Annotated in this window: 20 protein-coding genes and 4 tRNA genes; 16 read left to right on the top strand and 8 right to left on the bottom strand. The window is 68.2% G+C overall.

Translation table 11 applies throughout. The features are described 5' to 3' along the window. Positions 1-11: 11 nt before the first annotated feature. Positions 12-1631 (top strand): pentapeptide repeat-containing protein, encoded by a 1620-nt coding sequence (locus AAFN86_RS23160; RefSeq protein WP_347545925.1) that lies wholly within the window; start codon positions 12-14, stop codon positions 1629-1631. 445 nt (positions 1632-2076) lie between these two features. On the opposite strand, the gene AAFN86_RS23155 is transcribed toward AAFN86_RS23160, so the two are convergent. After that, positions 2077-2148 (bottom strand) — tRNA-Thr (locus tag AAFN86_RS23155). Positions 2149-2250: 102 nt separating this feature from the next. Between AAFN86_RS23155 and AAFN86_RS23150 the strand changes: the two genes are divergently transcribed. Then, positions 2251-3405, top strand: coding sequence for an energy transducer TonB (locus tag AAFN86_RS23150; RefSeq protein ID WP_347545924.1), 1155 nt, complete (start codon positions 2251-2253; stop codon positions 3403-3405). 520 nt (positions 3406-3925) lie between these two features. On the opposite strand, the gene AAFN86_RS23145 is transcribed toward AAFN86_RS23150, so the two are convergent. From AAFN86_RS23145 to rlmB, 3 genes are all read right to left on the bottom strand, one after another. Then, the gene (locus AAFN86_RS23145; RefSeq protein WP_347545923.1) at positions 3926-4174 is read right to left on the bottom strand and encodes a hypothetical protein; all 249 of its coding nucleotides are present in this window, start codon (positions 4172-4174) and stop codon (positions 3926-3928) included. A 130-nt stretch (positions 4175-4304) separates the two neighbouring features. After that, complete coding sequence (locus tag AAFN86_RS23140) at positions 4305-5072, bottom strand: fumarylacetoacetate hydrolase family protein (protein ID WP_347545922.1); 768 nt, start codon at positions 5070-5072, stop codon at positions 4305-4307. Positions 5073-5095: 23 nt separating this feature from the next. Continuing rightward, positions 5096-6379, bottom strand: a complete 1284-nt coding sequence (gene rlmB / locus AAFN86_RS23135) for a 23S rRNA (guanosine(2251)-2'-O)-methyltransferase RlmB (RefSeq protein ID WP_347545921.1) — start codon at positions 6377-6379, stop codon at positions 5096-5098. 129 nt (positions 6380-6508) lie between these two features. Here rlmB and AAFN86_RS23130 point away from each other — a divergent pair. The 4 genes from AAFN86_RS23130 to AAFN86_RS23115 all read left to right on the top strand — a co-directional run bounded on the left by AAFN86_RS23130 (position 6509) and on the right by AAFN86_RS23115 (position 9936). After that, positions 6509-6591, top strand: a tRNA-Tyr gene (locus AAFN86_RS23130). A gap of 77 nt (positions 6592-6668) precedes the next feature. Continuing rightward, positions 6669-6742 (top strand) — tRNA-Gly (locus tag AAFN86_RS23125). Positions 6743-6806: 64 nt separating this feature from the next. After that, the gene (gene tuf / locus AAFN86_RS23120) at positions 6807-7994 is read left to right on the top strand and encodes an elongation factor Tu (protein ID WP_347545903.1); all 1188 of its coding nucleotides are present in this window, start codon (positions 6807-6809) and stop codon (positions 7992-7994) included. 361 nt (positions 7995-8355) lie between these two features. After that, entirely contained in the window at positions 8356-9936 is a 1581-nt protein-coding gene (locus AAFN86_RS23115) for an ABC transporter substrate-binding protein (RefSeq protein WP_347545920.1), read from the top strand. A 289-nt stretch (positions 9937-10225) separates the two neighbouring features. Here AAFN86_RS23115 and AAFN86_RS23110 read toward each other — a convergent pair whose 3' ends face one another. Then, positions 10226-11215: a YihY/virulence factor BrkB family protein gene (locus AAFN86_RS23110; protein WP_347545919.1), complete on the bottom strand. Its 990-nt coding sequence runs from the start codon at positions 11213-11215 to the stop codon at positions 10226-10228. A gap of 130 nt (positions 11216-11345) precedes the next feature. Here AAFN86_RS23110 and AAFN86_RS23105 point away from each other — a divergent pair. The 3 genes from AAFN86_RS23105 (at position 11346) to nusG (ending at position 12253) form a co-directional block, all read left to right on the top strand. Then, positions 11346-11422, top strand: a tRNA-Trp gene (locus tag AAFN86_RS23105). Between the two features lie 85 nt (positions 11423-11507). Then, positions 11508-11702 carry a preprotein translocase subunit SecE gene (gene secE, locus AAFN86_RS23100; RefSeq protein ID WP_347545917.1) on the top strand — a complete coding sequence of 65 codons (195 nt, stop codon included), beginning with the start codon at positions 11508-11510 and terminating at the stop codon, positions 11700-11702. Between the two features lie 14 nt (positions 11703-11716). After that, on the top strand, positions 11717-12253 hold the full coding sequence (gene nusG / locus AAFN86_RS23095; protein WP_347545916.1) for a transcription termination/antitermination protein NusG: 537 nt from the start codon (positions 11717-11719) through the stop codon (positions 12251-12253). A gap of 340 nt (positions 12254-12593) precedes the next feature. Here the strand turns inward: nusG and AAFN86_RS23090 are convergent, their stop codons facing one another. Continuing rightward, a complete protein-coding gene (locus AAFN86_RS23090) occupies positions 12594-12803 on the bottom strand; it encodes a hypothetical protein (RefSeq protein WP_347545915.1) in 210 nt (69 codons plus the stop codon). 35 nt (positions 12804-12838) lie between these two features. Next, positions 12839-13582: a TSUP family transporter gene (locus AAFN86_RS23085; protein ID WP_347545914.1), complete on the bottom strand. Its 744-nt coding sequence runs from the start codon at positions 13580-13582 to the stop codon at positions 12839-12841. A gap of 84 nt (positions 13583-13666) precedes the next feature. Here AAFN86_RS23085 and AAFN86_RS23080 point away from each other — a divergent pair, with 84 nt between their 5' ends. Beyond that, complete coding sequence (locus tag AAFN86_RS23080) at positions 13667-14545, top strand: LysR substrate-binding domain-containing protein (protein ID WP_347545913.1); 879 nt, start codon at positions 13667-13669, stop codon at positions 14543-14545. Between the two features lie 9 nt (positions 14546-14554). Here the strand turns inward: AAFN86_RS23080 and AAFN86_RS23075 are convergent, their stop codons facing one another. Continuing rightward, on the bottom strand, positions 14555-15394 hold the full coding sequence (locus tag AAFN86_RS23075) for a protein-methionine-sulfoxide reductase heme-binding subunit MsrQ (protein ID WP_347545912.1): 840 nt from the start codon (positions 15392-15394) through the stop codon (positions 14555-14557). 505 nt (positions 15395-15899) lie between these two features. Here AAFN86_RS23075 and rplK point away from each other — a divergent pair. From rplK to rpoC, 6 genes are all read left to right on the top strand, one after another. Continuing rightward, on the top strand, positions 15900-16334 hold the full coding sequence (gene rplK, locus AAFN86_RS23070; RefSeq protein WP_347545911.1) for a 50S ribosomal protein L11: 435 nt from the start codon (positions 15900-15902) through the stop codon (positions 16332-16334). Between the two features lie 3 nt (positions 16335-16337). Continuing rightward, positions 16338-17039, top strand: coding sequence for a 50S ribosomal protein L1 (gene rplA / locus AAFN86_RS23065; protein ID WP_347545910.1), 702 nt, complete (start codon positions 16338-16340; stop codon positions 17037-17039). Positions 17040-17324: 285 nt separating this feature from the next. Then, the gene (rplJ, locus tag AAFN86_RS23060; protein ID WP_347545909.1) at positions 17325-17849 is read left to right on the top strand and encodes a 50S ribosomal protein L10; all 525 of its coding nucleotides are present in this window, start codon (positions 17325-17327) and stop codon (positions 17847-17849) included. A 102-nt stretch (positions 17850-17951) separates the two neighbouring features. Continuing rightward, entirely contained in the window at positions 17952-18326 is a 375-nt protein-coding gene (gene rplL / locus AAFN86_RS23055) for a 50S ribosomal protein L7/L12 (protein WP_347545908.1), read from the top strand. A 184-nt stretch (positions 18327-18510) separates the two neighbouring features. Continuing rightward, on the top strand, positions 18511-22695 hold the full coding sequence (gene rpoB / locus AAFN86_RS23050) for a DNA-directed RNA polymerase subunit beta (protein ID WP_347545907.1): 4185 nt from the start codon (positions 18511-18513) through the stop codon (positions 22693-22695). Between the two features lie 79 nt (positions 22696-22774). Continuing rightward, positions 22775-26947, top strand: a complete 4173-nt coding sequence (rpoC, locus tag AAFN86_RS23045) for a DNA-directed RNA polymerase subunit beta' (RefSeq protein ID WP_347545906.1) — start codon at positions 22775-22777, stop codon at positions 26945-26947. Positions 26948-27000 lie beyond the last annotated feature (53 nt).

The following is a 27000-nucleotide window of genomic DNA, read 5'->3' as shown; positions in this document are numbered from 1 at the left end:
ATGATAGCCAAATGATCGAGAGAGCATCCCTTCTGGAAATGCGATTATCATACGCCGGGTTGTTGCTGGTTCTCATCGGCCTGAGCATTGCGCCTTGGCAATCGGCATGGGCGTGCTCATGCAATCGGTCCTCGGCGGAACAGGCCATTCGCCACGCTGGTGCTATTTTTCAAGGCCGCGTTGTCTCAGTGCGGCAAGTGCCCTGGGAACGGGACCGCGACAATGCGACGGTGATTGCCACCGTAGAGGTCACTGACCGTTGGCGCGGCAACGTTGGCGACCGCGTCGACGTTTATAGTCACACGATAAGCAGCGCGTGCGGTTACACCCACTTCCCCGTTGGCGACACGATGACCTTCTACGCGTCGTCGCGGGCGCAAGGAGGATTCAGTGTAAGCCAATGTAGCATGTATCAGTTGACCGCCCCCGACTTCGGCGCTGCGGTTGAGCGCTATCGCGCAGCACGGAATGTCCATGAAGCTGCTGTCGCTGCTGCACCCCAGAGCCCGCGGCCTCTGATCGAACTCGGTCGCTTCCTTGAGGAATGGCAGGATTGGTCCAACGCCGCTGAGACATACGGGGCACTCGTCCAGTTGCAACCTAGATCGGCGACGGCGCAGGCGGCCCTCGGACGTAGTCTGTATCGGGCCGGCCGGTTTGCCGATGCCGTCCCGCCGCTTCTGATTGCGTCCGGGTTGGCACCTCCCGATAGCGATACAACAAGCTTTCTCCGCCTCGCTCGGCTGCGAAGCGGCGACCGCGAGGCCTTTGCGACCGGCGACCTCCGTGACCTAGTGCTGAGCGACATCGATCTCTCAGGATTGGATCTTCGTGGACGTGACCTCTCACGTACTAGATTCGAAGGAGGCCGCTTTGTCGGAATCAGCCTTGAAGAAGCGTCGCTGGTCGGCACGTCTCTGCGAGGCGATTTCTCCGGTGCCAACCTGCGAGGTGCGCGGATTGAGGGCACGTTATTCTGGAACAGGCATAATGGATCATACAGCGGCATCGACTTGCGGGGAGCATCCGGGGCCGCGAGCATGTACAATGCGATATTTGATGGAGCGCTTCTCGACGGAGCCTCTCTTACTGGCGCGCGTCTGAACGCAACGTCGTTCGTCGGAGTGGACTTTGGAACCGCAGACCTGTCCCGCGCGCAGCTTCATACGGCGCGCCTGGAAGGCGCCGACTTGTCGCGAGCCACGCTTGACGATGCGGAATTTTATGCTGCGCGCTTTGACTGCCGTACGCGGTTTCCACCGGGCTTCAATCCCAACGACCGTGGGCTGATAGGGACAGATCGAGCGTGTGTCGGCGTGCAGGATTTTTCCGGTCAATCGTGGCGGTCCCTCAACCTCGATGGGCTGGACCTTTCTGGAAACATCTTCCGAAACACGATCATCTCAGGACAGGCTCAGAACGCCAACTTCGCCCGTGCCGACCTACGCTCAGCGTTTTTCAACGCTGACCTCAGAGACGCCAACCTGCGGGACGCAGACCTTCGTGGAGCGACCATCATAGGTGACTTGCGCGGCGCGGACCTAAGGGGAAGCAGGCTGGAAGGAGTGACATTCCGGAACGTTCAACACGACGCCACGACCCGATGGCCTTGGGGCTTTACGCCCCCCTGAAAGCGAGGCGAGCAAACGCACGGCCGAGGGCGGTTGAGACGTCGCCGGCAGTAACATGCTGTATGGCGGCCCGATGCCTGTGGCCGACGTTCAACACTTCCCGGAATGCCGGCCGGTGGCGCGCTGCGTGGCTGGCGCTATGGCGGGTAGCTACTGATCGTGGAACCAGATGTTCGATGTTCGCATGTCTGCTCCCCGATCGTGGGGGGCGCCGTGCTGAACACCCCCCGGTGGGGATGGGGTTGGCCCCGACCAGCCCCCGCTTGTGGTCCTGCCCATTTCTATGGTCCGTTGGCTAGGAAACTTCTTGAGCGTGTCGAACCTGCTCGGCGGAACGTCCGCAGGGTTAAGTTCTGCAAAGACCCATGCTGTGTACCCATGGGACGGCTTGGAAGCTAGATTTTCCCTGGACTTGAGGCGCTACCTAGTATCAGCGGGGCACCCATGCCGGGTGAGGGATTCGAACCCCCGACCTTCGGTTTACAAAACCGCTGCACTACCACTGTGCTAACCCGGCGCGCCGCCTTGGTGTAGCAGAGCCTTTCCATGCGGCAACCCGTCCGGATCCTCGATTCGGCGTGTCTGCCACCCAATCTGCCAGGGGTTGCCCAACCTCCCGATGCGCCTGTCCCCGCGAGACCGCCAGCCGCCGCCCGCGCCGGCCGCCCTGTCTGTGCCCGAGCCGCCCGGTCCGCTGGTGCCGCGTCGGCGCGCGCGGCGCACCCTGCGCTGGTCGGCGCTGGTCTCGGCGCTGCTGCACATCGGGCTGGTGGTGGCGATCCTGCTTGACCTCGACCCGCGCAGCCGGCCGCCGGATGAACTGCCGCCGCCCTCCTTCGCAGTGGTGTTCCAGGGTGGGTCCGACCAGGCACCGCGCGGTGCCGAGGCACCGGACGAAGCCCCCGTTCCCACCATGGCCCAGCCGCCGGCCCCGCCACCACCACCACCGCCGGCGCCGCCGCCCACCTCGGTTGCCCCGCCTTCGCCACCGGCGCCGCCCGCGCCGCAACCGCCCCGCGTCACCGCACCCGCGCCGCCCCCGCCGCCGCCCCGGCTGGCCGAGGCCGCGCCGGCACCGCCGCCACCGCGCCCGGCCGAACCGCCGCCGCCCAGCCCGCCGCCCGTCGCCGCCGAACCCCCGCCGCTGCCGTCACCGCCGCCCCCCGCGCGTCCGGCCCAGGCGCCTGCCACGCCAACGCCACCGCCGCCGCAGCGCGCGCCTGCACCCGACGCCATCCGTCCTCCGGTGGTGGCTGAACTGCCCTTGCCGCCGCCGCCTCCGCCGCCGCCACCACCTCTGGCGCCGCCGGCTCCGGCGCAGACCGCGCAGCGCGTCCCGCCGCTGGACCTGACACAGCGCCCGCCGATCAACCTCGGCGAGCCGTCGCGGCCGGGCGCGCCGCGCCGTGGCCTCGACCTCAGCCCGGGGGCGCACCTGCCCGGGCCGGGGGAAGTGGAGCAACTGCGCGTGCGCGGCGCCGAGGCCGGGCCGGATTGGCGCAACGCCTTCCGCCAGTGGCTCGACCAGAACCTGCGCTATCCGCGTGAAGCGATCGACCTGCGCGAACAGGGGCCGGTGACGGTGCGCATCAACACGGGCCCGGATGGCCGCGTGCGCGGGGTGGAACTGCGCACGGCGTCGCGCTCCATCCACCTGAACTTCTACTCGCAGAACGTGTTCCGCGGCGCCCAGCTGCCGCCCTTCCCGCCCGGTTCGGCCGAGGAGCAGGTCACCATCGACCTGACGATTAACTACATCCTGTACGGGCGGTGAGCCCCGCGCGCAGCGTGCCGGCGAGCCCCCGGGCCGGGGACGCGTTGTGCCGCTTCCCTGGGCGCGGCGCGGCGCTTGCGTCGCTAGCCGCGACCGGGCCGGTCCGCCGCGCGGGCTTCCACGGTGCGGGCGAGGACCTCGACCGTGCACATCGTGCGACGACCGTCCGGCAGGCGCATGCGGCAGGCATGGGCACCGATCGGCCCGGCCCCGGCCTTTGGCTGGGTAGGCCGGTTTCCCCGGAGGCTTCCGGCGCAGCGAGGCGATGCGGGGCGATGCCTTATTCAGCCTGGCCCCGGCCGATCACCCAATGGCCGCGGCCGCGCGTGGTGATGGGCAGGGCATGGACCTCGCCGCCGGGCCCACGCATGGGCAGCGCCGCGCATGGCCGGCGACGGCTGTGGCCCCAGGCGGAGCCCGAAGCCCCCATCCATGGGGAATGTCCCGATCCACGGCCGCGACTCGGCGGCCGGTGGAACGTCGCAGGTCCCGCAGTCGCGCATCTGTCGCGACGATCGGCTCAGGCATGGCCGACCTCGCCAAAGGCGTCCCGGTTGGTGCTGCGCACCACGGCGGCGAACAGCCGCAACGCATCCGGCCCGCCGCGGTCGAGCAGGGCGCCGTCCTCCATCTCGCGCGCCAGGATCTCCGCGTGGTCCGCAAGGGTTTCGGCCGCGCGGCGCAAGGCTTCGCGCGACAGGACGAGTTGCACGTCTTCAGCAAGGTGATTCCAGCCGGCCGGCCGCATGGCGTTTCCCATCCGGGTCATCGCCGTCCTGGCGGTGGTCTTGGCTTGTCGAGCCGCAGGCCGATGATGGCCGCGGTGGGTTAACGAGTGGTGTGCGGGCGGCTGACAACATCGTCGGCGGCCCTGCGCCCCAGGAGCGGGGCCGGCCGGGTCAGGTCAAGGTCAACGCAACCTGGCCCAGCGTGTCGAAATCGACCACCGCGGTGCAGGGACCATCGAGCCATATCGGTGGCGTGACCGAACCGAGGAACACCACCTGGCCTGCCCGCAAACCGCCGAAGGCCGCGGCACCGGCCGAAGCGGCAAGCCAGGCCAGCGCCTCGAACGGATGGCCGAGCAGGTCGGCGCCTACGCCTTCGCCGCGGACAACCCCGTCCACGATCAGCCGGCCGCGCGTGGCGGCAAGGTCGAGCGTCCGCCAATCCACGACCGGCGTCCCGAGCACACCGCCGGCATGGAACACCTGGTCGGCGATCAGCGTCGGCGTGCCGAGCACGGCCAGGTCGCCATAGCGGCGATCGACGATCTCCATGGCCGCGAAAACCTCGCCGACCGCCGCCGCCGCCTGGTCGCGCGTGCAGGGGCCGGGGGGGATGTCGCGGGCCAGCCGCAGCCCGACCTCGCATTCGACACCGGGATCGACGAAATCAGCATGCCGCGCGGTGGCCGGGCTGGCGCGCAACCCTGCCTTTGGCACGAAGCCGGCGGCCGGGCCAGCCAGGCCGAGATAGACCTGCATCTGCTTCGTCGTCGCGCCGATCTTGAAGCCGGCCGGCGGCAGCCCGCCCAGGCGCAGCGCGATCTCCTTCTGAAGGGCGTAGCCGGCCTCCGGCGTTCTGGGCGCCAGGGCGCCGAGCGGGGCAAGGATGCGCCTGCTGCGGCGCGCCTCGAGAATGGCCTCGGCGGCGTCGGATGCCATGGTGGGTTCCTTCCCTTCCCGGATCAGCGTCGCACGATCTCGTACAGCGCCACCGCCGCCGCCGCCGATACGTTGAGGCTCTCGACACCCTCGGCCATAGGCAGGCGCACCAGCTCGTCGCAGGTCTCGCGCTGCAGGCGGCGCAGGCCGGCATCCTCGGCACCCAGCACGAGTGCCACGCGACGGTCGCGCGGGGCGGCCTCGGCAAGCGTGCGCTTGGCGTCACCGGCCAGGCCGAGCACCCAGAAGCCGGCCTTCTGCAGCGTGGCGATGGCGCGCGAGAGGTTCACCTCCCGCACCACCGGAACGATGTCGAGCGTGCCGGAGGCCGAGCGCGCCAGCGTGCCGGTTTCATGCGGGGCGTGGCGGTCCTGCAGCACCACCGCCGCCGCGCCGAAGGCCGCCGCCGCGCGCAGCGCCGCGCCGACATTGCGCGGGTCGGTGACCTGGTCGAGCAGCAGCACGGGCCCGTCCGATGCTTCGATCGCATCCTCCAGATCGACCGATTCGAGCGGTTCGGCCAACAGCGCGATGCCCTGGTGCACCGCATCCTCGGTCAGGAAGGTATGGAAGCGGGCGCGGTCGGCGCGTTCGGGGGTGACGCGCCACGGTCCGTCGAAAACGTCGCGCAGGGCAATTTCGGCATCGGTGGTGGTCAGCAGGCGGCGCGGCTTGCGGCGCGGATTGGACAGCGCGGCGAGCACCGCGTGATGGCCATAGATCCAATAGGCGCCCGATCCGGCACCTGCGCCGGGGCGCGGTGGCTCAGGGGTGGGATCGGGCAGCGGGGCGGCGATCGGTTCGGGGCGGCCGCGGCCAGTCCGGCCCGGCGGCGCGCTACGGCCCGTCCCGCGCGGGTCCTCGCCGCGGCCAGCCGCGCGCGGCTGTTCGCCGCGCCCGGTGCCGCGGGGCTGTTCGCCGCGACCGGCGCCGCGCGGCTCCTCGCCGCGCCGATCCGAGCGGCCGCGCCCCGGCCTGGGCGGCGCCTCGGCATTGCGGTCAAGCCTGGGGCGGGCCGGCTTGCGCGGGTCATCGCCGAACCGTTCGGCGCGGCCGCGGGCGGGCTTCGGCGCAGTATCGCCGCGCTCGGCGCGGGCGGGCGGGCGCGTGGCGTCGCCGATCCGCTCGGCACGGCCGCGGGGCGGCCGGCGCGGTTCCTCGGCGTCGCGGTCGGGGCGGCCCCGCGCGGGTTTGCGCGCGTCATCGCCGTCGCGGTCGGGGCGCGGCGCAGAGCCCCGCTGGGCAGGGGGTCCCGAGGGACGGGCGGGTTTGCGGCCTTCAGGCCGCTTCGGAGGGGGGCGTCGCATGGCGCGCATCCTCACCAGTGGCGTCCGCGACGCAAGCGTTACCAGCAAAACACCGCGCTACGTTGACAGCGGATGGCCAAAGCGGATAGTCCGCGCGCTCCCGCTGACCCGACTGGGTGCGGCGGCTGCGGAGGGGTGCCCGAGTGGCTAAAGGGGGCGGACTGTAAATCCGCTGGCGTACGCCTACGTTGGTTCGAATCCAACCCCCTCCATATCCGCCCACCCGTTCGTCACGGGAACACTTTCCCGGCCGGGCGGCGGGGACTTGGTTGGTTCGGCGCTTCGCGGCGCGGGTGTAGCTCAATGGTAGAGCCCCAGCCTTCCAAGCTGGTTGTGCGGGTTCGATTCCCGTCACCCGCTCCAGCGCTGCGCGAGCGGTTGACGGTCCAGACAGACACGATATCGGAACGAGGACGCGGGACAGGCCATGGCGAAGGCGAAATTCGAGCGGAACAAGCCGCACTGCAACATTGGTACGATTGGTCACGTGGACCATGGCAAGACGTCGCTGACGGCGGCGATCACCAAGGTGCTGGCGAAGTCGGGTGGTGCGTCGTTCACGGCGTATGACCAGATTGACAAGGCGCCGGAGGAGCGGGCTCGTGGCATCACGATCTCGACGGCGCATGTGGAGTATGAGACGGCGAACCGTCACTACGCGCATGTCGATTGCCCGGGCCATGCCGACTACGTGAAGAACATGATCACGGGTGCGGCGCAGATGGATGGCGCGATCCTGGTGGTGTCGGCGGCCGATGGCCCGATGCCGCAGACGCGCGAGCACATCCTGCTGGCGCGGCAGGTTGGCGTGCCGGCGCTGGTGGTGTTCCTGAACAAGTGCGACATGGCCGATCCCGACCTGCTGGAGCTGGTTGAGATGGAAGTGCGGGAGCTGCTGAGCAGCTACCAGTTCCCGGGCGACGACATTCCGATCATCAAGGGCTCGGCCCTGATGGCGCTGGAAGACAAGTCGCCGGAGCTGGGGGAGAACGCGATCCTGGAGCTGATGGCGGCGGTGGATGCGTACATCCCGCAGCCGGCGCGCGACGTGGACAAGCCGTTCCTGATGCCGGTCGAGGACGTGTTCTCGATCTCGGGGCGCGGCACGGTGGTGACGGGCCGTGTTGAGCGCGGGATCGTGAAGGTCGGCGAGGAAGTGGAGATCGTGGGCCTGAAGAACACGGTGAAGACCGTGGTGACGGGCGTGGAGATGTTCCGCAAGCTGCTGGACCAGGGCCAGGCAGGCGACAACATCGGCGCGCTGCTGCGTGGCACGAAGCGTGAGGATGTGGAGCGCGGTCAGGTGCTGGCCGCCCCGGGTTCGATCACGCCGCACACGAAGTTCAAGGCGGAGGCGTATGTGCTGACGAAGGAGGAGGGCGGACGCCACACGCCGTTCTTCACGAATTATCGTCCGCAGTTCTACTTCCGCACGACGGATGTGACCGGTGTTGTCTCGCTGCCGGAAGGTGTCGAGATGGTGATGCCGGGCGACAACGTGTCAATGGACGTGGAACTGATCGCGCCGATCGCGATGGATGAGGGGCTGCGCTTCGCCATCCGCGAGGGTGGCCGCACCGTCGGCGCCGGCGTCGTCGCACAGATCACGAAGTAGCGGCTTTCGTCCCGCGAGGGATGGCGCGGAGGGCGGCGTTCGGGGAACCGGGCGCCGCTCTTTTCGTTGGAGGGGCGCCGCCCCTCCAAGCCACCCCGCCAGGGGCCAGCGGGCCCCTGGACCGCGGGAACTTGGCACCTATCCGCCATTGTCGTTCCGCCCCTGTTGTTGGGCGCCAAGTCGAGGTTTCCAAAGGCCTTAAGCCTTTGGTAGGGTGAGGTTCGAAGAGGGGCAAAGCCCCTCTCCGGGTCCCTGCCCGCTGGAGCGCGGCATGTGGCATGGCTGATGCGCGCGACGAGCGCGCGTGGCGGTATTATCCTTGCTTCACCGGGATCAACCAGCGGAAGCGAGGATGCCAGTGATGCGACGCAGAACCCTTCTCACCGGCGCGGCGGCACTGCCGGCGCTCGTCACCTCGGCACGGGCGCAATCGTCGTCCAGGGTGCTGCGCTTCGTGCCTGGTTCCGACCTGTCCAACATGGATCCGGTCTGGTCCACCTCCTACAACATCCGCAATGCCGCCTTCCTGGTATGGGACACGCTCTACGGCGTGGACGACCAGCTGCGCCCGCAGCGGCAGATGGTGGAAAGCGAGGAGGTCTCGGCCGATGGCCGCGTCTGGACCTTCACGCTGCGGCCCGGGCAGGTCTTTCATGACGGCGCGCCGGTGCGCGCGGCGGATGCGGTCGCAAGCCTGAAGCGCTGGGCCGTGCGCGACACGATGGGCCAGCAGATCACCGCCATCCAGGAAAGCCTGGTGGCGCTGGATGATCGCCGCTTTCGCTGGACGCTGCAGCGGCCCTTCTCGAAAATGCTCTACGCGCTGGCGAAGTCGAACACGCCCTGTTCCTTCGTCTTCCCCGAACGCATCGCGCAGACCGATCCCTTCCGGCTGATCACGGAATTCATCGGTAGCGGCCCGATGCGCTTCCTGAAGGATGAATGGGTGATCGGATCGAAGGCGGCCTTCGAACGCGTCCCCGGCTATGTCCCGCGTGCCGAGCCCGCCTCCTGGATGGCGGGCGGCAAGCGCATCCATTTCGACCGGATCGAATGGCTGATCATGCCTGATGCGGGTACCGCCGCTGCCGCGCTGCGCGCCGGGGAGGTCGATTGGCTCGAAACCCCGCAGCCGGACCTGGTGCCTTTGCTCGAACGCAGCCGTGGCGTGCGCGCCGCCATTGCCAATCCGCTGGGCACGGTCACGGCGATCCGCCTGAACCACCGGCAGCCGCCCTTCGACAATCCGGGCATCCGCCGCGCGCTGCTGATGGCGGTGGACCAGGACGACTACACCCGCGCCATCATCGGCGACGACCCGGCGATGCGGAAGACGATGCATGGCTACTTCACGCCGGGCAGCCCGCTCTACAACGAGGAAGGCGGGGAGATCCTCCGGCGCCCGCGTGACATCGCGGCCGCGCGTGCCGCCATCCGGGCGGCGGGCTACAACAATGAGCCGGTGGTGCTGCTCGCGGCGCAGGACATCCACACCATGAAGGCGGCGAGCGAGGTCTCGGCCGAACTGTTCCGCCAGCTCGGCCTGAACGTCGAGATGGTGGCGACCGACTTCGCCACCATCGCCACCCGCCGCGGCAACAAGGGGCCCGTGAGCCAGGGCGGCTGGAGCGCCTTTTCCGCCACCCATGCCGGGACGGATTGCATCAATCCGGCCTCCTATCTCGGCCTGCGCGCCAATGGGGAACGCGCCTGGTTCGGCTGGCCCGACAGCCCGAAGGTCGAGGCGGGCATCAGCGCCTGGTTCGACGCGCCTGATCTCGATGCGGAGAAGGTCGTGGCGCGCCAGCTCAACGCCGATGCGCTGGAACACGTGGTCTTCGTGCCGACCGGCTTCTACCTGAACAAGCAGGCGTGGCGGACGTCGCTGGACGGAATCGTGGCCGGTCCGCTGCCGGTCTTCTGGGATGTGACCAAGCGCTGACGTTCCCGCCTTCGGACGCCGGACGCGGTTCGCTTGGCTTCGTGAAGCGACCGGCGGGCCGCGTGTGCTGCCGCGGCCCGAGGCGGGAATTCGCGCCGCTGGTATCGACCGCCGTCGGCCACCCGCGTGGCCTTGGCTCGCGCAGTGCCCGGCCGCATCGCCGGCGATGGTTGGCCTGGGCGCTGTCGCGCATTGCGCTCGCGATCCGATGCGCCGCATCGGGTCAATGGGTCTGTCATCGGCGCAACGGGCATCGACGTGACCGCGGGAATGCTGCGCGAGGCCAGGTTCACGCCTGCGGGCGCCGCCGCAGCATCAGCACGCCGACGACGGCGGCAAGCGTCGCGCTGATTGCCCCCAGCGGCGCCACGGCCGGCCGGTCCACCACGATCACCTTGGGCGGTGCCGGCGCCGCCACCGCGGGCACCGGCTTCGCCTGCCGCGACCCTTCCCGATTCGCCCAGGCGCGGGTGATCTCGGCTCCGAACAGGAAGATCAGGGCAGAATAGTAGATCCACACCAGCACCGCCGCGAGCGACCCGGCCGCGCCGAAGCTGCCGGCGATGCCCGCACCCCCGATATACAGCCCGATCGCCGACTTCCCGACGGTGAACAGCAGCGCGGTGATCAGCGCGCCCACCGCCACGTCGCCCCAGGCGATGCGCCGGTCCGGCAGCACCTTGTAGATCGCGCCGAACAGCGCCGAGAGCAGCAGCAGCGAAACCACCGTGTTCACCGCCTCGATCAGCGCGGCGCTGCCCGGCAATCGGCCCTGCATCCAGCTGCCGAGGGCGGCGATCGCCGCACTGGCGACCAGCGAGGTCAGCAACAGGAAGCCGGTGGCCGCCACCAGTCCGATCGCCGCGGCCTTTGCCTTCAGCAACTGGGACACGCCACCGGTTGGCGGCACCTCGGTCTTCCACACGGCGTTCAGGGCGGATTGGATCTCGCCGAAGGTGCCGCTTGCCGTCAGCAGCAGCACGCCCAGGCCGATCGCCCCGGCCAGCGTGCCACGGCCGGTATCGGCCGCACCGCGGATCGCGGCTTGGATCGCCTCGGCTGCGTCGGGGCCGAGCAGGTCGCGCAGCTGGGCCTGCACGGCGCCGCGCGCCGCGTCCTCGCCGAACGCGGCCCCGGCGATGGCGACCGCGATCACCAGCAGCGGCGACAGCGAGAACAGGGTGAAATAGGCGATGGACGCCGCGCGGCTGAGACATTCATCCGCGATGAAGCCGCGCAGCGCGTCGACAATCATCGCCCGCAGGCGTCGGCCGGTCATGGCTGCCCCATCCCTGGATCGTCGGATCCGTCAACGCTGGCGGAGGGACTTGGTTTCCATGGGCGGGCGAGCCTCGACAGGGCGCCAAGCCTGAATTATAGACCGCCCCCTCCGTCGCGCGAGCGCGTCGAGGGGCGTAGCTCAATTGGCTAGAGCGCCGGTCTCCAAAACCGGAGGTTGGGGGTTCGAGACCCTCCGCCCCTGCCACCCGCCGCACCGCGCCGACAGACCCGTCGCGTCGGGGGGCGGCCCAACCGGGCCGCACTCCGCCACCATTCCTGAGGAAGCTGACTTGGCCAAGCTCGATCCGGCGCAGTTCGTCCGGGAGGTCCGACAGGAAGTCTCCAGGGTCACCTGGCCTTCCCGCAAGGAAACGCTCGTCACCACAGGCTTGGTGCTGGGCATGTCCGCGCTGGCGGCCGTGTTCTTCCTGGTGGCGGACCAGCTGATCCAGCTGGTGATGCGCCTCGTGTTCAAGATCGGCTGAGGGGAGACGGCACCGTGGCCGACAAGAAGTGGTACGTCGTTCATGTCTACTCGGGCTTCGAGAAGAAGATCGCCGAGCAGATCAAGCAGCAGGCCGCGCAGAAGGGCCTCGCCGACAAGTTCGACGAGGTGCTGGTGCCGACCGAGCAGATCACCGAGGTCCGCCGCGGCCAGAAGGTCGATACCGACCGCAAGTTCTTCCCCGGCTACGTGCTGGTGAAGATGGAGATGACCGACGAGGCGTGGCACCTGGTGAAGGACACGCCCAAGGTCACCGGCTTCCTCGGTGCGCGCAACAAGCCGCAGCCGGTGCCCAACAGCGAGGCCCAGCGCCTGCTGCAGCAGGTGCAGGAGGGCGTCGAGAAGCCCCGCAAGCCCGCCATCCTGTTCGAGGTGGGCGAGCAGATCCGCGTCGCCGACGGCCCGTTCACGTCGTTCAACGGCGTGGTCGAGGAAGTCGACGAGGAGAAGGGCCGCGTGAAGGTGTCGGTGTCGATCTTCGGGCGCTCGACGCCGGTGGATCTGGAATACGGGCAGGTCGAGAAGCTCTGATCGCAACGGTCGCTTTCAGCGACCGTTGCTGAGCTTCTTTGCATCCCTCATACGGCGGGCGCGGCCCATCCTGGCCGCTCGCCGCAGCACCTTGCGCTGACTGCTCCCGCCGTGGCCGATGGTCTGGGCGCGGTCGCGTCTCGCGCTCGCGGATCGCGGCAGGGCCGCGCTTCGGGGGGGGGCGGATGCGGGAGGCTCATACCGGCGGCCCATGGCCTGGACCGCTGGTATCCTGCCATCAAGCGCTGGGCGTAAGCCTCCGGTTTTCCAGGCTTTCGCCAGATGACCGGCGGGCCGCCTTCGTGGCCTCGGCCCGGGTCAAGGACGCGGGTCGTTGGTATCAGCGCCGCGCCAACGCTTCGCGGCCGCGATCGGTGGCCCGCACCACGCCGTCCTGCAGCGTGACCAGCCCCGCTTCCACCGCATCCTCCCACACCGTCAGGCGCGGGCAGCTGGTCCGCCAGGCGTCCAGCACCTCGGCATAGGGGCGCGGCCGGTCCGCCACGAAGGCGACGAGGTCGAGGATCAGCGGCCGCAGCGACTCGGACATTCCAACCTCCTCCAGGCCGTCAGTGTACCAGCGCGCTACTCCGTCAGCAGCAGCCAGCTTCCCTGGCCGATGTAGAAAGCCCCCAGTATCGCGACGATACGCCCGGCCCAGAGCCGATAGGTGGTGTCGCTCATCGCATCGAGCAGCCGCTTCGCCAGCATCGTCCCCGTCATCGAGGCCAGCACCGCCATCGCCGCCAGCGCCGGGTCGATGTGGCCCGGATCGGCCACCATGGCACCGAAATACAGAAGCTTCAGCGCATGCCCGACCGTCTGACACGCCGCCTTGGTCGCCACGATCTCCCGCCGGTCCATCGCACCGCCGAGGAAATGACGATCGAGCAACGGCCCCGACACCCCGGTCAGCACCATCAGCGACATCGAGATCGCGCCGACGATTGCGCCGTGCAGCGGCTTTTCCGGGTTCGGGCGAATGCCGGCCGGCAACGCCTGCGCCAGGAACGGACTTACCCCCAGCAGCAGCAGGGCGAAGCCCCGGTCCGGCACCAGCAGCACCAGCGACCAGGCGCCCAGCGCCACCAGGCAGCCGACGACATGCGCGACCACCGGCACCGGCCGGATCCGCCGCCACCACAGCATCGCCCGCCAGCCATTCGACGCGATCTGCGTCACCGCATGCAGCGCCATCGCATCGGGCACCGGTAGCAGCACCAGCAGGACGCCGACCAGCACCAGCCCCCCGGCCATGCCGAAGACTCCCGAGAGCAGGGACGTACCGACCATGGTCAGGATCAGCGCCGCGGTGACGAGGGATGACATGGGCTTGGTCTCCTGACCCCCTTCTGCGCCCGTTGCAACGCAGCCACAAATAGCGTTTGCTGAGCCTGAGGCCAAGTTTTCCTGATGCTGGAACCACGCCGCCTGCCGCCGCTGAACGGGGTCCGCGCCTTTGAGGCCGCGGCCCGCACCGGCGCCTTCACCGCCGCCGCGGCCGAGCTCAGCGTCACCCCCGCCGCGGTCAGCCGCCTGGTCCGGCTGCTCGAACAACGCCTCGGCGTCATCCTGTTCGACCGCCACGCCAACCGCCTGACCCCGACCCCGGCCGGCGAGGCCTTCCGCGCCGGGCTGACGCCGTTGCTCGACCGCCTGGCACGGCTGACGGCCGAGGTGGTGGCGGCCGGCGGCGCCCAGGTGCTGACGGTCGGCGCCGGGCCGTCCTTCGCGGTGCGCTGGCTGATCCCGCGCCTCGCCGATTTCACCCGCCGCCATCCGGGCATCGAGGTCCGCATCGCCACCGGCGGCGCCGCCGCACCCTTCGCCGAAGGCTGGAGCTGCGGCATCCGCCTCGGGGACGGAACCTGGCCCGGCCTCGTCGCGGAACCGCTGATCGCTGCCGATCTGCTGCCGGTCTGCACGCCGGCCACGGCGGCGCGGCTGCGCAAGCCGGGCGACCTGCTGCCGGCCATCCTGCTGCGTGTTGCCCACGCGCCGGGCGACTGGCCGCGCTGGGCCGAGGCTGCCGGTGTGCCCACCCTGCGCGCGGCCGGGCCGGTCTTCGACTTCTATGGCCAGGCGCAACAGGCCGCCGCGGATGGCGTCGGCATCGCGATGGGGATCCGGCCCTACGTGGACGACGACCTCGCGGCGGGGCGGCTGGTCGCACCCTTCGCCGTATCCGTGCCGAAAGGGGGCGGGTGGTATCTGGTCCATCGCCAGGGACGCGCGACAGACCCGGCGCTGGCCGCGTTCCGCGACTGGATCCTGGCGGCGGTGGCGCGATAGCGCCGCCGGTTAGGCCGCCGCCTGGCGCGGCGCACGGCGCCGCCGCACCATCGGCACGATGCGCAGCGCGGCCGCGCCGACGCCGGCGATGCCGACCCAGACCGCCGGGCGGAAGCCGAAGGTGATATCGAGATTGGCCTCGAGCACTCGCCATGGGTCGATGCCGGTGGCCAGCCCATACCAGGCGAATTCGATCCCCGCCGTCGCCACGGCGGCGGCCACCGCCAGCCCCAGCAGGGCCAGCAGGCCCGGCGCACCGCCCGCCGGTGCGAGCGTCCTGTAGCCCATCAGCCAGGCGTACAGGCCCGCCATCAGCATCGGCTCCGTCACATCCGCCTTCGACTGCAGGGTGAAATGCACCAGTGCGAGCACTGCGATCGGATGCACCCACCAATGCAGCCTTCGCCACGCCACGCCGCCCAGCCTGCGCAGCATGCCGTCCGTCGAGGTCGCCGCCAGCACCCCGAGACCGAGCAGCGCGACGAAGCCGATGGTGAGGTAGAAGCGCAGGACGATCTCGCTGACCACCTTGGCCCAGTCCCAGCGCAGGTCGCCCGCATAGAGCGCCAGATGCAGCACGGCATAGGCGAAACAGGCCACGCCGATCATCCGGCGCAATTCGGCGATGCGCGGCTGGCGCAGCATCTGCCGGGCCGGGGTGACGGCCAGCGAAACCAGCAGGAGCCGGAGCGCCCAGGTGCCGATGTCGCGCGTCGCCGCCTGCCAGGGCTTGGGGCCGAGCGTGTGCTGCCACGCGGCCTCGGCCAATAGGATGGCGGGGACGAACAGCAGGACGAAGGCCAGGGCCTTGAGCGGGGCGAATGCGCCGCTGCGGTCGCGCCAGGGCATGCGGGTGCAGTCTCCGGAGGTGCGTGGTTTATACGTTGGGATGGGGCGGGCGGTTAGCAGGGGGGCGGAAAGGGGCTTCGCCCCTCTCCGAACCTCACCCCACCAAAGGGCTACGGCCCTTTGGAATGCGGGCTTTTGGCGTTGGGCAGGGGGCGTGTTTCATCGCTTGGGCTCATGCACCGTGCCCGGCGCCGTGGCGATTTTTTGCGCTGCCGAGCGCGAGCGGCACTTCCCCAGGGGGAGCGACAGCCTTGCCCGATGCCGAGTGATGGTTTCCAAAGGCCCACTGGCCCTTGGTGGGGGGGCGGAGGGGGTAAAGCCCTCTCCGATCACGTGCTGCGCCGCAATCTCACCCTGGACAACCCGCCCCAACACCGCTAAACGCCCGCCCTCGCCGACCGGCCGGGGGTTGTTCCCCGGCATTCGGCGTTTCAGGGAACGCGGGAGATCGCCTTCGGGCGGTCGCATGCACCGCGGGCCTCTGACTTGGACAGAGGACGTTACAGTGGCGAAGAAGATCGCAGGCTACATCAAGCTGCAGATCCCGGCTGGCAAGGCGAATCCGTCGCCGCCGGTGGGTCCGGCGCTCGGTCAGCGCGGCCTGAACATCATGCAGTTCGTGAAGGAATTCAACGCGGCGACGCAGCAGATGGAGCCCGGCACCCCGACGCCGGTCGTCATCACCGCGTATACCGACCGCACCTTTGCCTTCATCACCAAGACGCCGCCGAACACCTACTTCCTGCTCAAGGCCGCCAAGCTCGAGAAGGGCAGCACGGCGCCGGGCAAGGGGGCTTCGATCGGCCGTGTGACGAAGTCTCAGCTCGCTGAGATCGCCAAGACCAAGATGCAGCACATGAACGCGAACGACGTGGACGCGGCCGTGCGGATGCTCGCGGGTTCCGCGCGCTCCATGGGCCTCACCGTGGTGGAGGGCTGATCCATGGCCAAGCAGGGCAAGCGCCTCAAGGCGATCTACGCCGGTTTCGACCGTGAGACCTCCTACGCGCTGACCGAGGCGGTGAAGATCGCCAAGGCCAATGCGAAGGCGAAGTTCGACGAGACCATCGAGATCTCGATGAACCTCGGCATCGACCCGCGTCATGCCGACCAGATGGTCCGCGGCGTGGTCGGCCTGCCGAACGGCACCGGCAAGACGGTCCGCGTGGGCGTCTTCGCCCGCGGCCCGAAGGCCGAGGAAGCCAAGGCGGCCGGCGCCGACGTGGTGGGCGCGGACGACCTCGCCGCGCTGGTGCAGGAAGGCAAGATCGAGTTCGATCGCTGCATCGCGACCCCGGACATGATGGCGCTGGTCGGGCGCCTCGGTAAGGTTCTCGGCCCGCGCGGCCTGATGCCGAACCCGAAGCTCGGCACCGTGACCATGGACGTGAAGGGCGCCGTGACGGCCGCCAAGGCCGGCCAGGTCGAATTCCGCGCCGAGAAGGCGGGCATCGTGCATGCCGGCATCGGCAAGGCATCGTTTGCCGAGGACGCGCTGCTGCAGAATGCGCGCGCCTTCGTGGACGCCATCCAGCGCGCCAAGCCGACCGGGGCGAAGGGCACCTACCTGAAGAAGGTCGCGGTGTCCTCCTCCATGGGCCCGGGCGTGAAGGTGGACGTCGCCAGCCTTTCGGCCGGCGGCTGACGAGATACGCCCGCCCTTCGGGGCGGGCGGGCAGGGGGCGGCTTCGGCCGCGCCCGAAACCTGTCGGAGACCTCCTGCGGCCCTTCGGGCCTTGAACCGGCATCACGCCGAGCAGGGGAGAGACGGGGTGCCACAGTGATGTCCCCGGGGGCTGGTCCCTCGGGTGGCTTGACTTGGTGTTCCGGCCTGACAGGCGAACCGGGGTGAGCGGCAACCCGCCGCAAGCCCCCGTGTGAACCGGCCGGAGCCCTTCCAGAAGGCGCCGGCCACCGACGGAGACGTGGAGTGGACCGTACGGAGAAGCGTGAGTTCGTCGCTTCGCTGGCGACCGTCTTCGCAGAGACCTCCTTCGTGCTCGTGGCCCAGAACAAGGGTCTCACGGTCGCGGATGTGAGCGAACTGCGTCGCCGGATGCGCGCGGCGGGTGCGTCGTACAAGGTCGCGAAGAACCGCCTGGCCACCCTCGCCCTCGAAGGCACCCGTTTCCAGGGCGTTTCGCCGCTGCTGAAGGGTCCGACTGCGCTTGCGTGGTCGACGGATCCGGTGGCCGTGGCGAAGACCGCCGTGGAGTTCGCCAAGACGAACGACAAGTTCGTTGTCCTGGGCGGCGCGCTCGGAACCCAGACCCTCGATGCCACCGGCATCAAGGCGCTGGCCGAGCTGCCGTCCCTGGAGATGCTGCGGGCGCAGCTGGTTGGTCTGATCCAGACCCCGGCCACGCGCATCGCCGGCATCCTCCAGGCCCCTGGTGGGCAGGTGGCACGGGTCCTTTCGGCTTACGCCAAGAAGGACGAGGCCCAGGCGGCCTGAGGGCCGCAGGAACCGCCCCCGGGTTGTTCCGACCTCATACGGGTCGGCGGCGCGGGGGTTGCACAACCGAAGTCAAGCCATTAGATCGAGGAGCATTCAAACATGGCCGATCTCGCGAAGCTGGTGGACGAGCTGTCCGCCCTGACCGTTCTGGAGGCCGCCGAGCTCTCCAAGCTGCTTGAGGAGAAGTGGGGCGTTTCCGCCGCCGCGCCGGTGGCTGTTGCCGCTGCCGCGCCGGCTGCCGCTGCCGCGCCGGCGGAATTCCAGACCGAGTTCACCGTGATCCTTGCCGCCGCCGGCGACAAGAAGATCAACGTGATCAAGGAGATCCGCACCATCACCGGCCTGGGCCTCAAGGAAGCCAAGGATCTGGTCGAAGGCGCCCCGAAGACCGTGAAGGAAGCGGTCTCGAAGGACGAGGCGGAGAAGATCAAGAAGGTGCTGGAAGAGAACGGCGCCAAGGTCGAGGTCAAGTGATCTCGACCCCCGTTCCCGTCCGGCAAAGGGCGGGAATGGGGGGACAGTACGATCGGGTGCGGGTGGGGTTGCCGGAAGGGTTCGGCATCCCCGCCCGTTCCTGCGTTGCCTGACCAGGGCAGCGCGAATTCGACCCCAGCTGGCCGGGGTGTTCAGGCCGGGGATGAAGGGAAGCAGGACAGGCATGAACGCTATCACGAAGTCGTTCACGGGGCAGAAGCGGATCCGCAAGAGCTTTGGGCGGTTGCCCGAAGTGGCACCGATGCCGAACCTCATCGACGTGCAGCGGGCTTCCTACGAAGCCTTCCTGCAGATGGAGGTCAGCCCGGACAGCCGGATGCATGCCGGCCTCCAGGAGGTCTTCAAGTCCGTCTTCCCGATCGACGATTTCGCCGGGCGTGGCCGCCTGGAGTTCGTGCAGTACGAGCTCGAAGAGCCGAAATACGATGTCGAGGAATGCATCCAGCGCGGGCTGACCTTCGCCGCGCCGCTGAAGGTGCGCCTGCGTCTCATCGTGTGGGACGTGGATGAGGATACCGGCAGCCGGTCCGTCCGCGACATCAAGGAGCAGGACGTCTACATGGGCGACATGCCCCTGATGACGGACAATGGCACCTTTATCATCAACGGCACCGAGCGCGTCATCGTCTCGCAGATGCACCGGTCGCCCGGCGTGTTCTTCGACCACGACAAGGGCAAGACGCACAGCAGCGGCAAGTACCTGTTCGCCGCGCGCGTCATTCCCTATCGCGGGTCGTGGCTCGACTTCGAATTCGACGCCAAGGACATCTGCTACGTCCGCATCGACCGCAAGCGTAAGCTGCCGACCACGACGCTGCTGCTGGCCCTCGACTCCGAGCGGACCGAGGGGCTGCGCGCCGATGCCGTCGCCGCCGGCCGCGAGATGGAACCCAACGAGATCCGCGGCATGGATGCCGAGGAGATCCTCAATCTGTTCTACGGGCAGGTCGTGTTCAGCCGCGGCCTGAAGGGCTGGTCGCGCGCCTTCGACCCTGACGCCTTCCGCGGCGTGAAGCTGATCGAGCCGCTGATCGACGCCCGCTCCGGCCTGGTTGTGGCCGACAAGGACGCCAAGCTGACCCCGCGTTCGGCCCGCAAGATCGCCGAGGCCGGCACGACGGAAGTGCTGGTCGGTCGCGCCGACCTGCTTGGCCGCTTCGTCGCCGAGGACCTGGTCGACCTGCAGACCGGCGAGATCTGGGCCGAGGCCGGTGATGAGCTGACCGAGCCGCGCCTTGCCGCCATCGAGGCGGCGGGCCTGGACCGGCTGCCGACGCTGGCCATCGACCAGTCGGTGGGGCCGTGGATCCGCAACACGCTGGCGGTGGACAAGAACACCAACCGCGACGAAGCGCTGATGGACATCTACCGGGTGATGCGCCCGGGCGAGCCGCCGACGCCGGAAACCGCCGAGACCCTGTTCAAGGGCCTGTTCTTCGACGGCGAGCGCTATGACCTTTCGGCCGTCGGCCGGGTGAAGATGAACATGCGCCTCGGCTTCGGTGCCGAGGAAGTGCCGGACCACATTCGCACCCTGCGCAAGCAGGACATCGTGGCGACGCTGCGCGTGCTGCTCGACCTGAAGGACGGGCGCGGGCAGATCGACGACATCGACAATCTCGGCAATCGCCGGGTTCGGTCGGTCGGCGAGCTGATGGAAAACCAGTACCGCGTCGGCCTGCTGCGCATGGAGCGCGCGATCAAGGAGCGCATGGGGTCGGTCGATATCGACACCGTCATGCCGCATGACCTGATCAACGCAAAGCCGGCCGCGGCCGCGGTGCGCGAGTTCTTCGGCTCCTCGCAGCTCAGCCAGTTCATGGACCAGACCAACCCGCTGTCCGAGGTGACGCATAAGCGTCGCCTCTCGGCGCTTGGCCCGGGCGGTCTGACGCGCGAGCGCGCCGGCTTCGAGGTGCGCGACGTGCACCCGACGCATTACGGCCGCATCTGCCCGATCGAGACGCCGGAAGGTCCGAATATCGGCCTGATCAACTCGCTCGCGACCTTCGCCAAGGTGAACAAGTACGGCTTCATCGAGACGCCGTATCGCCTGGTGAAGGACGGCAAGATCGTCGGTGATCCGCGCTACCTGTCAGCGATGGAGGAGGAGCGCCTCGTTGTCGCGCAGGCCGACGCGAATGTGGACACCGACGGGTCGTTCAAGGACGAACTGGTGTCGGTGCGCCAGAGCGGCGACTTCCGCCTGGTGAAGCCCGAGGAAGTGACGGCGATCGACGTCTCGCCGAAGCAGCTCGTCTCGGTCGCCGCGGCGCTGATCCCGTTCCTCGAGAACGACGACGCCAACCGCGCGCTGATGGGCTCGAACATGATGCGCCAGGCGGTGCCGCTGGTGCGCGCCGACGCGCCGCTGGTCGGCACCGGCATGGAAGCGGCCGTGGCGCGCGACTCCGGCGCCACCATCGTTGCCAAGCGCGACGGCGTGGTGGATAGCATCGACGGCGCGCGCATCGTGGTGCGCGCATCGGGCGATGACGGCACGACGCGCGGCGTCGATATCTACCGGCTGCGCAAGTTCATGCGTTCCAACCAGTCGACCTGCATCAACCAGCGTCCGCTGGTGCGCGTGGGCGACAAGGTGCAGGGCGGTGACATCATCGCCGATGGTCCTTCGACCGAACTCGGTGAGCTGGCGCTGGGGCGGAACGTGCTCGTCGCGTTCATGCCCTGGAATGGCTACAACTTCGAAGATTCCATCCTGATCAGCGAGCGTATCGCCAAGGACGACGTCTTCACCTCGATCCACATCGAGGAATTCGAAGTCATGGCCCGCGACACCAAGCTGGGCCAGGAAGAAATCACCCGCGACATCCCGAATGTCGGTGAAGAAGCGCTGCGCAACCTCGACGAGGCCGGCATCGTCTACATCGGCGCCGAGGTGAATCCGGGCGACATCCTGGTCGGCAAGGTGACGCCGAAGGGCGAGAGCCCGATGACGCCGGAGGAGAAGCTGCTCCGCGCGATCTTCGGCGAGAAGGCCTCCGACGTGCGCGACACGTCGCTGAAGCTGCCGCCGGGCGTGGCGGGCACGATCGTGGACGTTCGCGTCTTCTCCCGCCGCGGCGTGGACAAGGACGAGCGCGCCATGGCGATCGAGCGCGCCGAGATCGAGCGGCTCGCCAAGGACCGCGACGACGAGAAGGCGATCCAGGAGCGTTCCTTCTATTCCCGTCTGCGCGAGCGGATGCTGAACAAGAAGGCCTCGGGCGGCTTCAAGGGCGTGAAGTCCGGCACGCCGATCACCGATGAGGTGCTGGACCAGTTCGCCAAGGCGACCTGGCGCCAGATCGGCGTGGCGGACGATGCGGCGATGGCTGAGATCGAGGCGCTGAAGCGTGAGTTCGACGCCGCGGTCGAGAAGCTGCAGAAGCGCTTCGAATCGAAGGTCGAGAAGCTGCAGCGCGGCGACGAGCTGCCGCCTGGCGTGATGAAGATGGTCAAGGTCTTCGTCGCGGTGAAGCGCAAGTTGCAGCCGGGCGACAAGATGGCCGGCCGCCATGGCAACAAGGGCGTCGTCTCCCGCGTCGTGCCGATCGAGGACATGCCGTTCCTCGAAGACGGCAGCCATGTCGACCTGGTGCTGAACCCGCTCGGCGTGCCGTCGCGCATGAATGTCGGGCAGATCCTCGAGACCCATCTGGGCTGGGCCTGCGCCTCGCTCGGCAAGCAGGTCGGCGAGCTGGTGGAGGAGTACCGCCATCGCGGTGCCCGTCGCACCGAGCTCGAAGCGAAGCTGAAGGATGTCTATGGCGACGAAATCTTCGCCCGCGACATCGCGCCGATGAGCGACGAGCAGCTGGTCGAGCTCGGCGAGAACCTGCGCAAGGGCATACCCATCGCGACACCGGTTTTCGACGGTGCCCGCATGGCGGATATCGAAGGCATGCTGACCAAGGCTGGCCTCGATACGTCTGGGCAGGTGTGGCTGCATGACGGGCGTACCGGCGAGAAGTTCGAGCGCAAGGTGACGGTCGGCTACATTTACATGCTGAAGCTGCACCACCTGGTGGATGACAAGATCCACGCGCGGTCGATCGGCCCCTACTCGCTCGTTACCCAGCAGCCTCTGGGCGGCAAGGCGCAGTTCGGCGGTCAGCGCTTCGGCGAAATGGAGGTGTGGGCCCTCGAAGCCTACGGTGCCGCCTATACGCTGCAGGAGATGCTGACGGTGAAGTCGGATGACGTGTCGGGCCGCACCAAGGTCTATGAGGCGATCGTCCGCGACCAGGACAATTTCGAGGCGGGCATTCCGGAATCCTTCAACGTACTCGTGAAGGAACTGAAGTCGCTCGGCCTCAACGTCGATCTGGAGAACCGCCCGGCGTGATCCGCCGGCGCTCCTTTCTTTTCGTAACGCTCAGCCGCCGTGGGTCGTCCACGGCGGCGGCCTCATTCACGAGGACCGCATGAACGAGCTGATGAAGATCCTGGGCCAGACTGGCCAGGCCGCCACCTTTGACCAGATCAAGATCACGATCGCTTCTCCGGAACAGATCCGGTCCTGGTCCTATGGCGAGATCAAGAAGCCCGAGACCATCAACTACCGCACCTTCAAGCCGGAGCGGGACGGGCTGTTCTGCGCCCGCATCTTCGGGCCGATCAAGGACTACGAGTGCCTGTGCGGCAAGTACAAGCGCATGAAGTTCCGCGGCATCATCTGCGAGAAGTGCGGCGTCGAGGTCACCCTCGCGAAGGTGCGTCGTGAGCGGATGGGCCATATCGAACTGGCCTCCCCGGTCGCGCATATCTGGTTCCTGAAGTCGCTGCCGAGCCGTGTCGGCCTGATGGTCGATATGACGCTGAAGGAGCTGGAGAAGGTCCTGTACTTCGAGTCCTATGTGGTGCTCGAACCCGGCCTCACGGATCTCAAGCTCCATCAGCTGCTGAACGAGGACCAGTACCAGCAGAAGATGGACGAGTTCGGTGAGGACGCGTTCAGCGTCGGCATCGGCGCGGAAGCCGTGAAGCAGATGCTCGGCGGCATCGACATGCAGGCCGAAGGCGTGAAGCTGCGCGCGGACCTCAAGGAGACGACCTCCGAGGCGAAGCGCAAGAAGCTCGTGAAGCGGCTGAAGCTGATTGAGTCGTTCAGCGAATCGGGCGCGCATCCGCAGTGGATGATCCTCGACGTCGTGCCGGTCATTCCACCCGAGCTGCGCCCGCTGGTGCCGCTGGATGGCGGCCGCTTCGCGACCTCGGACCTGAACGACCTGTATCGTCGCGTCATCAACCGCAACAACCGCCTGAAGCGGCTGATCGAGCTGCGCGCGCCGGACATCATCGTGCGCAACGAAAAGCGCATGCTGCAGGAATCGGTGGACGCGCTGTTCGACAACGGCCGTCGCGGCCGCGCCATCACGGGTGCCAACAAGCGCCCGCTGAAGTCGCTGTCCGACATGCTGAAGGGCAAGCAGGGCCGGTTCCGCCAGAACCTGCTCGGCAAGCGCGTCGACTACTCCGGCCGTTCGGTGATCGTCGTCGGTCCCGAGCTGAAGCTGCACCAGTGCGGCCTGCCGAAGAAGATGGCGCTCGAGCTGTTCAAGCCGTTCATCTACTCCAAGCTGGAAAAGTACGGCCACGCCACCACCATCAAGGCCGCCAAGCGGATGGTGGAGAAGGAGCGTCCCGAGGTGTGGGACATCCTCGAGGAGGTGATCCGCGAGCACCCGGTCATGCTGAACCGGGCGCCGACGCTGCACCGCCTGGGCATCCAGGCCTTCGAGCCGGTGCTGATCGAGGGCAAGGCAATCCAGCTGCATCCGCTGGTCTGCACCGCCTTCAATGCCGACTTCGACGGCGACCAGATGGCCGTGCACGTCCCGCTAAGCCTTGAGGCCCAGCTGGAAGCGCGCGTGCTGATGATGTCCACCAACAACATCCTCAGCCCGGCGAACGGCAAGCCGATCATCGTGCCGTCGCAGGACATCGTGCTCGGGCTGTACTACCTCAGCCTGGAGACGCCGGAGTTCCTCGCCACCGAGGAGAAGACTACGCCGGTCTTCGCCAATGTCGGTGAGATCGAGCAGGCGCTCGAGGCCGGTGCGATCACGCTGCACAGCAAGATCCGCGCGCGCCGCCGGGCGATGAATGCCGAAGGCGAGACCATCATCGAGCGCGTGGTCACCACCGCGGGCCGCATGATGATCGGCGCTCTGCTGCCGCTTGACCGGCAGCTGCCCTACAGCCTCGTCAACCGCATGCTGACGAAGAAGAACGTCTCCGACGTGATCGACGCGGTGTATCGCCACTGCGGTCAGAAGGAGAGCGTGATCTTCGCCGACCGGCTGATGGGCCTGGGCTTCAAGCAGGCGGCCAAGGCCGGCATCTCGTTCGGCAAGAACGACATGGTCGTGCCGGACAGCAAGGTCGGTTCGATCGCCAAGACCAAGGCCGAGGTGAAGGAGTTCGAGCAGCAGTATCTCGACGGCCTGATCACCGCCGGCGAACGCTACAACAAGGTGGTCGACGCCTGGTCGCGCTGCACCGACGAGGTGGCGAGCGCGATGATGAAGGAGATCCAGAAGCAGGAGATCGGTCGTCCGACCAACTCCGTCTGGATGATGTCGCATTCCGGCGCGCGTGGTTCGCCCGCGCAGATGCGCCAGCTTGCCGGCATGCGCGGCCTGATGGCCAAGCCGTCGGGCGAGATCATCGAGCAGCCGATTATCGCGAACTTCAAGGAAGGCCTGTCCGTCCTTGAATACTTCAACTCCACCCACGGCGCCCGCAAGGGCCTCGCGGATACGGCGCTGAAGACCGCGAACTCCGGCTACCTCACGCGGCGTCTGGTGGACGTGGCGCAGGACTGCATCATCGTCGAGCAGGATTGCGGAACCGAGCGTGGCCTGACCGTGGGTGCCGCGATGGACGGGGCGGAGGTCGTCTCCTCGCTCTCCGAGCGCATCCTCGGCCGGACCTCACAGGAAGACGTGGCGGACCCGGCGACGGGAGAGCTGATCGTCGGCCGCAACGAGCTGATCGACGAGGTCGCCGCGGAGCGTGTCGAGAAGTCGGGCGTGGAGCAGGTGAAGATCCGCTCCGTGCTGACCTGCGATGCGCGCCAGGGTGTGTGCGGCCGTTGCTATGGCCGTGACCTCGCGCGCGGCACGCCGGTGAACATCGGCGAGGCTGTGGGCGTCATCGCCGCGCAGTCGATCGGTGAGCCAGGCACGCAGCTGACCATGCGTACCTTCCACATCGGCGGTGCGGCGCAGCGTGGCGCCGAGCAGTCGGCGGTGGAGGCATCGGGCGACGGCACCATCAAGGTGCTGAACCGCGTGGTGGTGGCCAACAGCCAGAACCATCCGATTGTGATGTCACGCAATTGCGAGATCGTGCTGATCGACGCCCAGGGCCGCGAGCGCGCTCGCCAGCGCGTGCCCTATGGCGCGCGGCTGATCGGCGAGGACGGCATGACGGTCACCCGCGGCCAGAAGCTGGCCGAATGGGATCCGTTCACCCTGCCGATCATCACCGAGAAGCTGGGCAAGGTCGAATTCTCCGACCTGATCGAGAACGTCACCCTGGTCGATCGCCAGGATGACGTGACCGGCCTGTCCTTCAAGGAGGTCGTCGAATACAAGGCGCCGGGCAAGGCCGCCGACCTGCGGCCGCGCCTCATCCTGCGCGACGAGAAGAACAACGTCGTCAAGCGCGACAACGGGACGGAGGCGATCTACTTCCTCACCCCGGGCACGATTCTCTCGATCGACAATGGGGCGCAGGTGGCGGCGGGCGACGTGCTCGCCCGCCTGCCGCGCGAATCGTCCAAGACCCGCGACATCACCGGCGGTCTGCCGCGCGTGGCGGAGCTGTTCGAGGCGCGGCGCCCGAAGGATCACGCGATCATCAGCGAGATCGACGGTCGCGTGGAGTTCGGCAAGGACTACAAGGCGAAGCGCCGCATCCTGGTGGTGCCGGAGCAGGTGGGCGACGAGACTCCAGTCGCGCGCGAATACCTGGTGCCGAAGGGCAAGCACGTCTCGGTTCAGGAAGGCGACTACGTGAAGCGCGGCGACCCGTTGGTCGACGGGCCGCGCGTGCCGCACGACATCCTGCGGGTGCTGGGCGTCGAGAAGCTGGCCGACTACCTCGTTGAGCAGATCCAGGAGGTCTATCGACTCCAGGGCGTGAAGATCAACGACAAGCACATCGAGGTCATCGTCCGGCAGATGCTGCAGAAGGTGGAGGTCACCGATCCGGGCGACACCACCTATCTGATCGGCGAGCAGGTGGATCGCATCGAGTTCGAGATCGAGAACGAGACGCGAGTCGCCGCCAAGGAGCGCCCGGCCGTTGCCGAGCCGGTCCTGCAGGGCATCACCAAGGCGTCGCTGCAGACCACCTCGTTCATCTCCGCCGCCTCCTTCCAGGAGACGACGCGGGTGCTGACCGAGGCCGCAACCGCGGGCAAGGTCGATTACCTGGCGGGCCTGAAGGAGAACGTAATCGTCGGGCGCCTGATCCCGGCCGGAACGGGCTCGGTGATGAACCGCCTGCGGGCGCTTGCCGCCCAGCGCGACAAGGGACGCCTGCCGTCCAATGCCGCTGCACTGCCGGAACCGCACGCGGCGGAGTGATGGCCGCACGATAGCGAGTCGCGAGGGCCGGCATCCGGGAGGGTGCCGGCCCT

This window comes from Roseomonas sp. CAU 1739 (assembly GCF_039839775.1).
GTDB lineage: Bacteria > Pseudomonadota > Alphaproteobacteria > Acetobacterales > Acetobacteraceae > Neoroseomonas.
Note: the sequence above shows the minus strand (reverse complement) of the source record. Positions and strands in the feature narration are given on the sequence as shown.

What these genes read in the sequence shown, in the direction of transcription:
- rlmB (WP_347545921.1), bottom strand. Translation starts at nt 6,379, where the DNA reads ATGCGACGCCCCCCTCCGAAGCGGCCTGAAGGCCGCAAACCCGCCCGT.
- AAFN86_RS23140 (WP_347545922.1), bottom strand. Translation starts at nt 5,072, where the DNA reads ATGGCATCCGACGCCGCCGAGGCCATTCTCGAGGCGCGCCGCAGCAGG.
- rpoB (WP_347545907.1), top strand. Translation starts at nt 18,511, where the DNA reads ATGAACGCTATCACGAAGTCGTTCACGGGGCAGAAGCGGATCCGCAAG.
- rplL (WP_347545908.1), top strand. Translation starts at nt 17,952, where the DNA reads ATGGCCGATCTCGCGAAGCTGGTGGACGAGCTGTCCGCCCTGACCGTT.
- rplA (WP_347545910.1), top strand. Translation starts at nt 16,338, where the DNA reads ATGGCCAAGCAGGGCAAGCGCCTCAAGGCGATCTACGCCGGTTTCGAC.
- AAFN86_RS23115 (WP_347545920.1), top strand. Translation starts at nt 8,356, where the DNA reads ATGCGACGCAGAACCCTTCTCACCGGCGCGGCGGCACTGCCGGCGCTC.
- AAFN86_RS23075 (WP_347545912.1), bottom strand. Translation starts at nt 15,394, where the DNA reads ATGCCCTGGCGCGACCGCAGCGGCGCATTCGCCCCGCTCAAGGCCCTG.
- AAFN86_RS23145 (WP_347545923.1), bottom strand. Translation starts at nt 4,174, where the DNA reads ATGACCCGGATGGGAAACGCCATGCGGCCGGCCGGCTGGAATCACCTT.
- tuf (WP_347545903.1), top strand. Translation starts at nt 6,807, where the DNA reads ATGGCGAAGGCGAAATTCGAGCGGAACAAGCCGCACTGCAACATTGGT.
- AAFN86_RS23110 (WP_347545919.1), bottom strand. Translation starts at nt 11,215, where the DNA reads ATGACCGGCCGACGCCTGCGGGCGATGATTGTCGACGCGCTGCGCGGC.
- AAFN86_RS23090 (WP_347545915.1), bottom strand. Translation starts at nt 12,803, where the DNA reads ATGTCCGAGTCGCTGCGGCCGCTGATCCTCGACCTCGTCGCCTTCGTG.
- AAFN86_RS23160 (WP_347545925.1), top strand. Translation starts at nt 12, where the DNA reads ATGATCGAGAGAGCATCCCTTCTGGAAATGCGATTATCATACGCCGGG.
- AAFN86_RS23150 (WP_347545924.1), top strand. Translation starts at nt 2,251, where the DNA reads ATGCGCCTGTCCCCGCGAGACCGCCAGCCGCCGCCCGCGCCGGCCGCC.
- AAFN86_RS23080 (WP_347545913.1), top strand. Translation starts at nt 13,667, where the DNA reads ATGCTGGAACCACGCCGCCTGCCGCCGCTGAACGGGGTCCGCGCCTTT.
- rpoC (WP_347545906.1), top strand. Translation starts at nt 22,775, where the DNA reads ATGAACGAGCTGATGAAGATCCTGGGCCAGACTGGCCAGGCCGCCACC.
- AAFN86_RS23085 (WP_347545914.1), bottom strand. Translation starts at nt 13,582, where the DNA reads ATGTCATCCCTCGTCACCGCGGCGCTGATCCTGACCATGGTCGGTACG.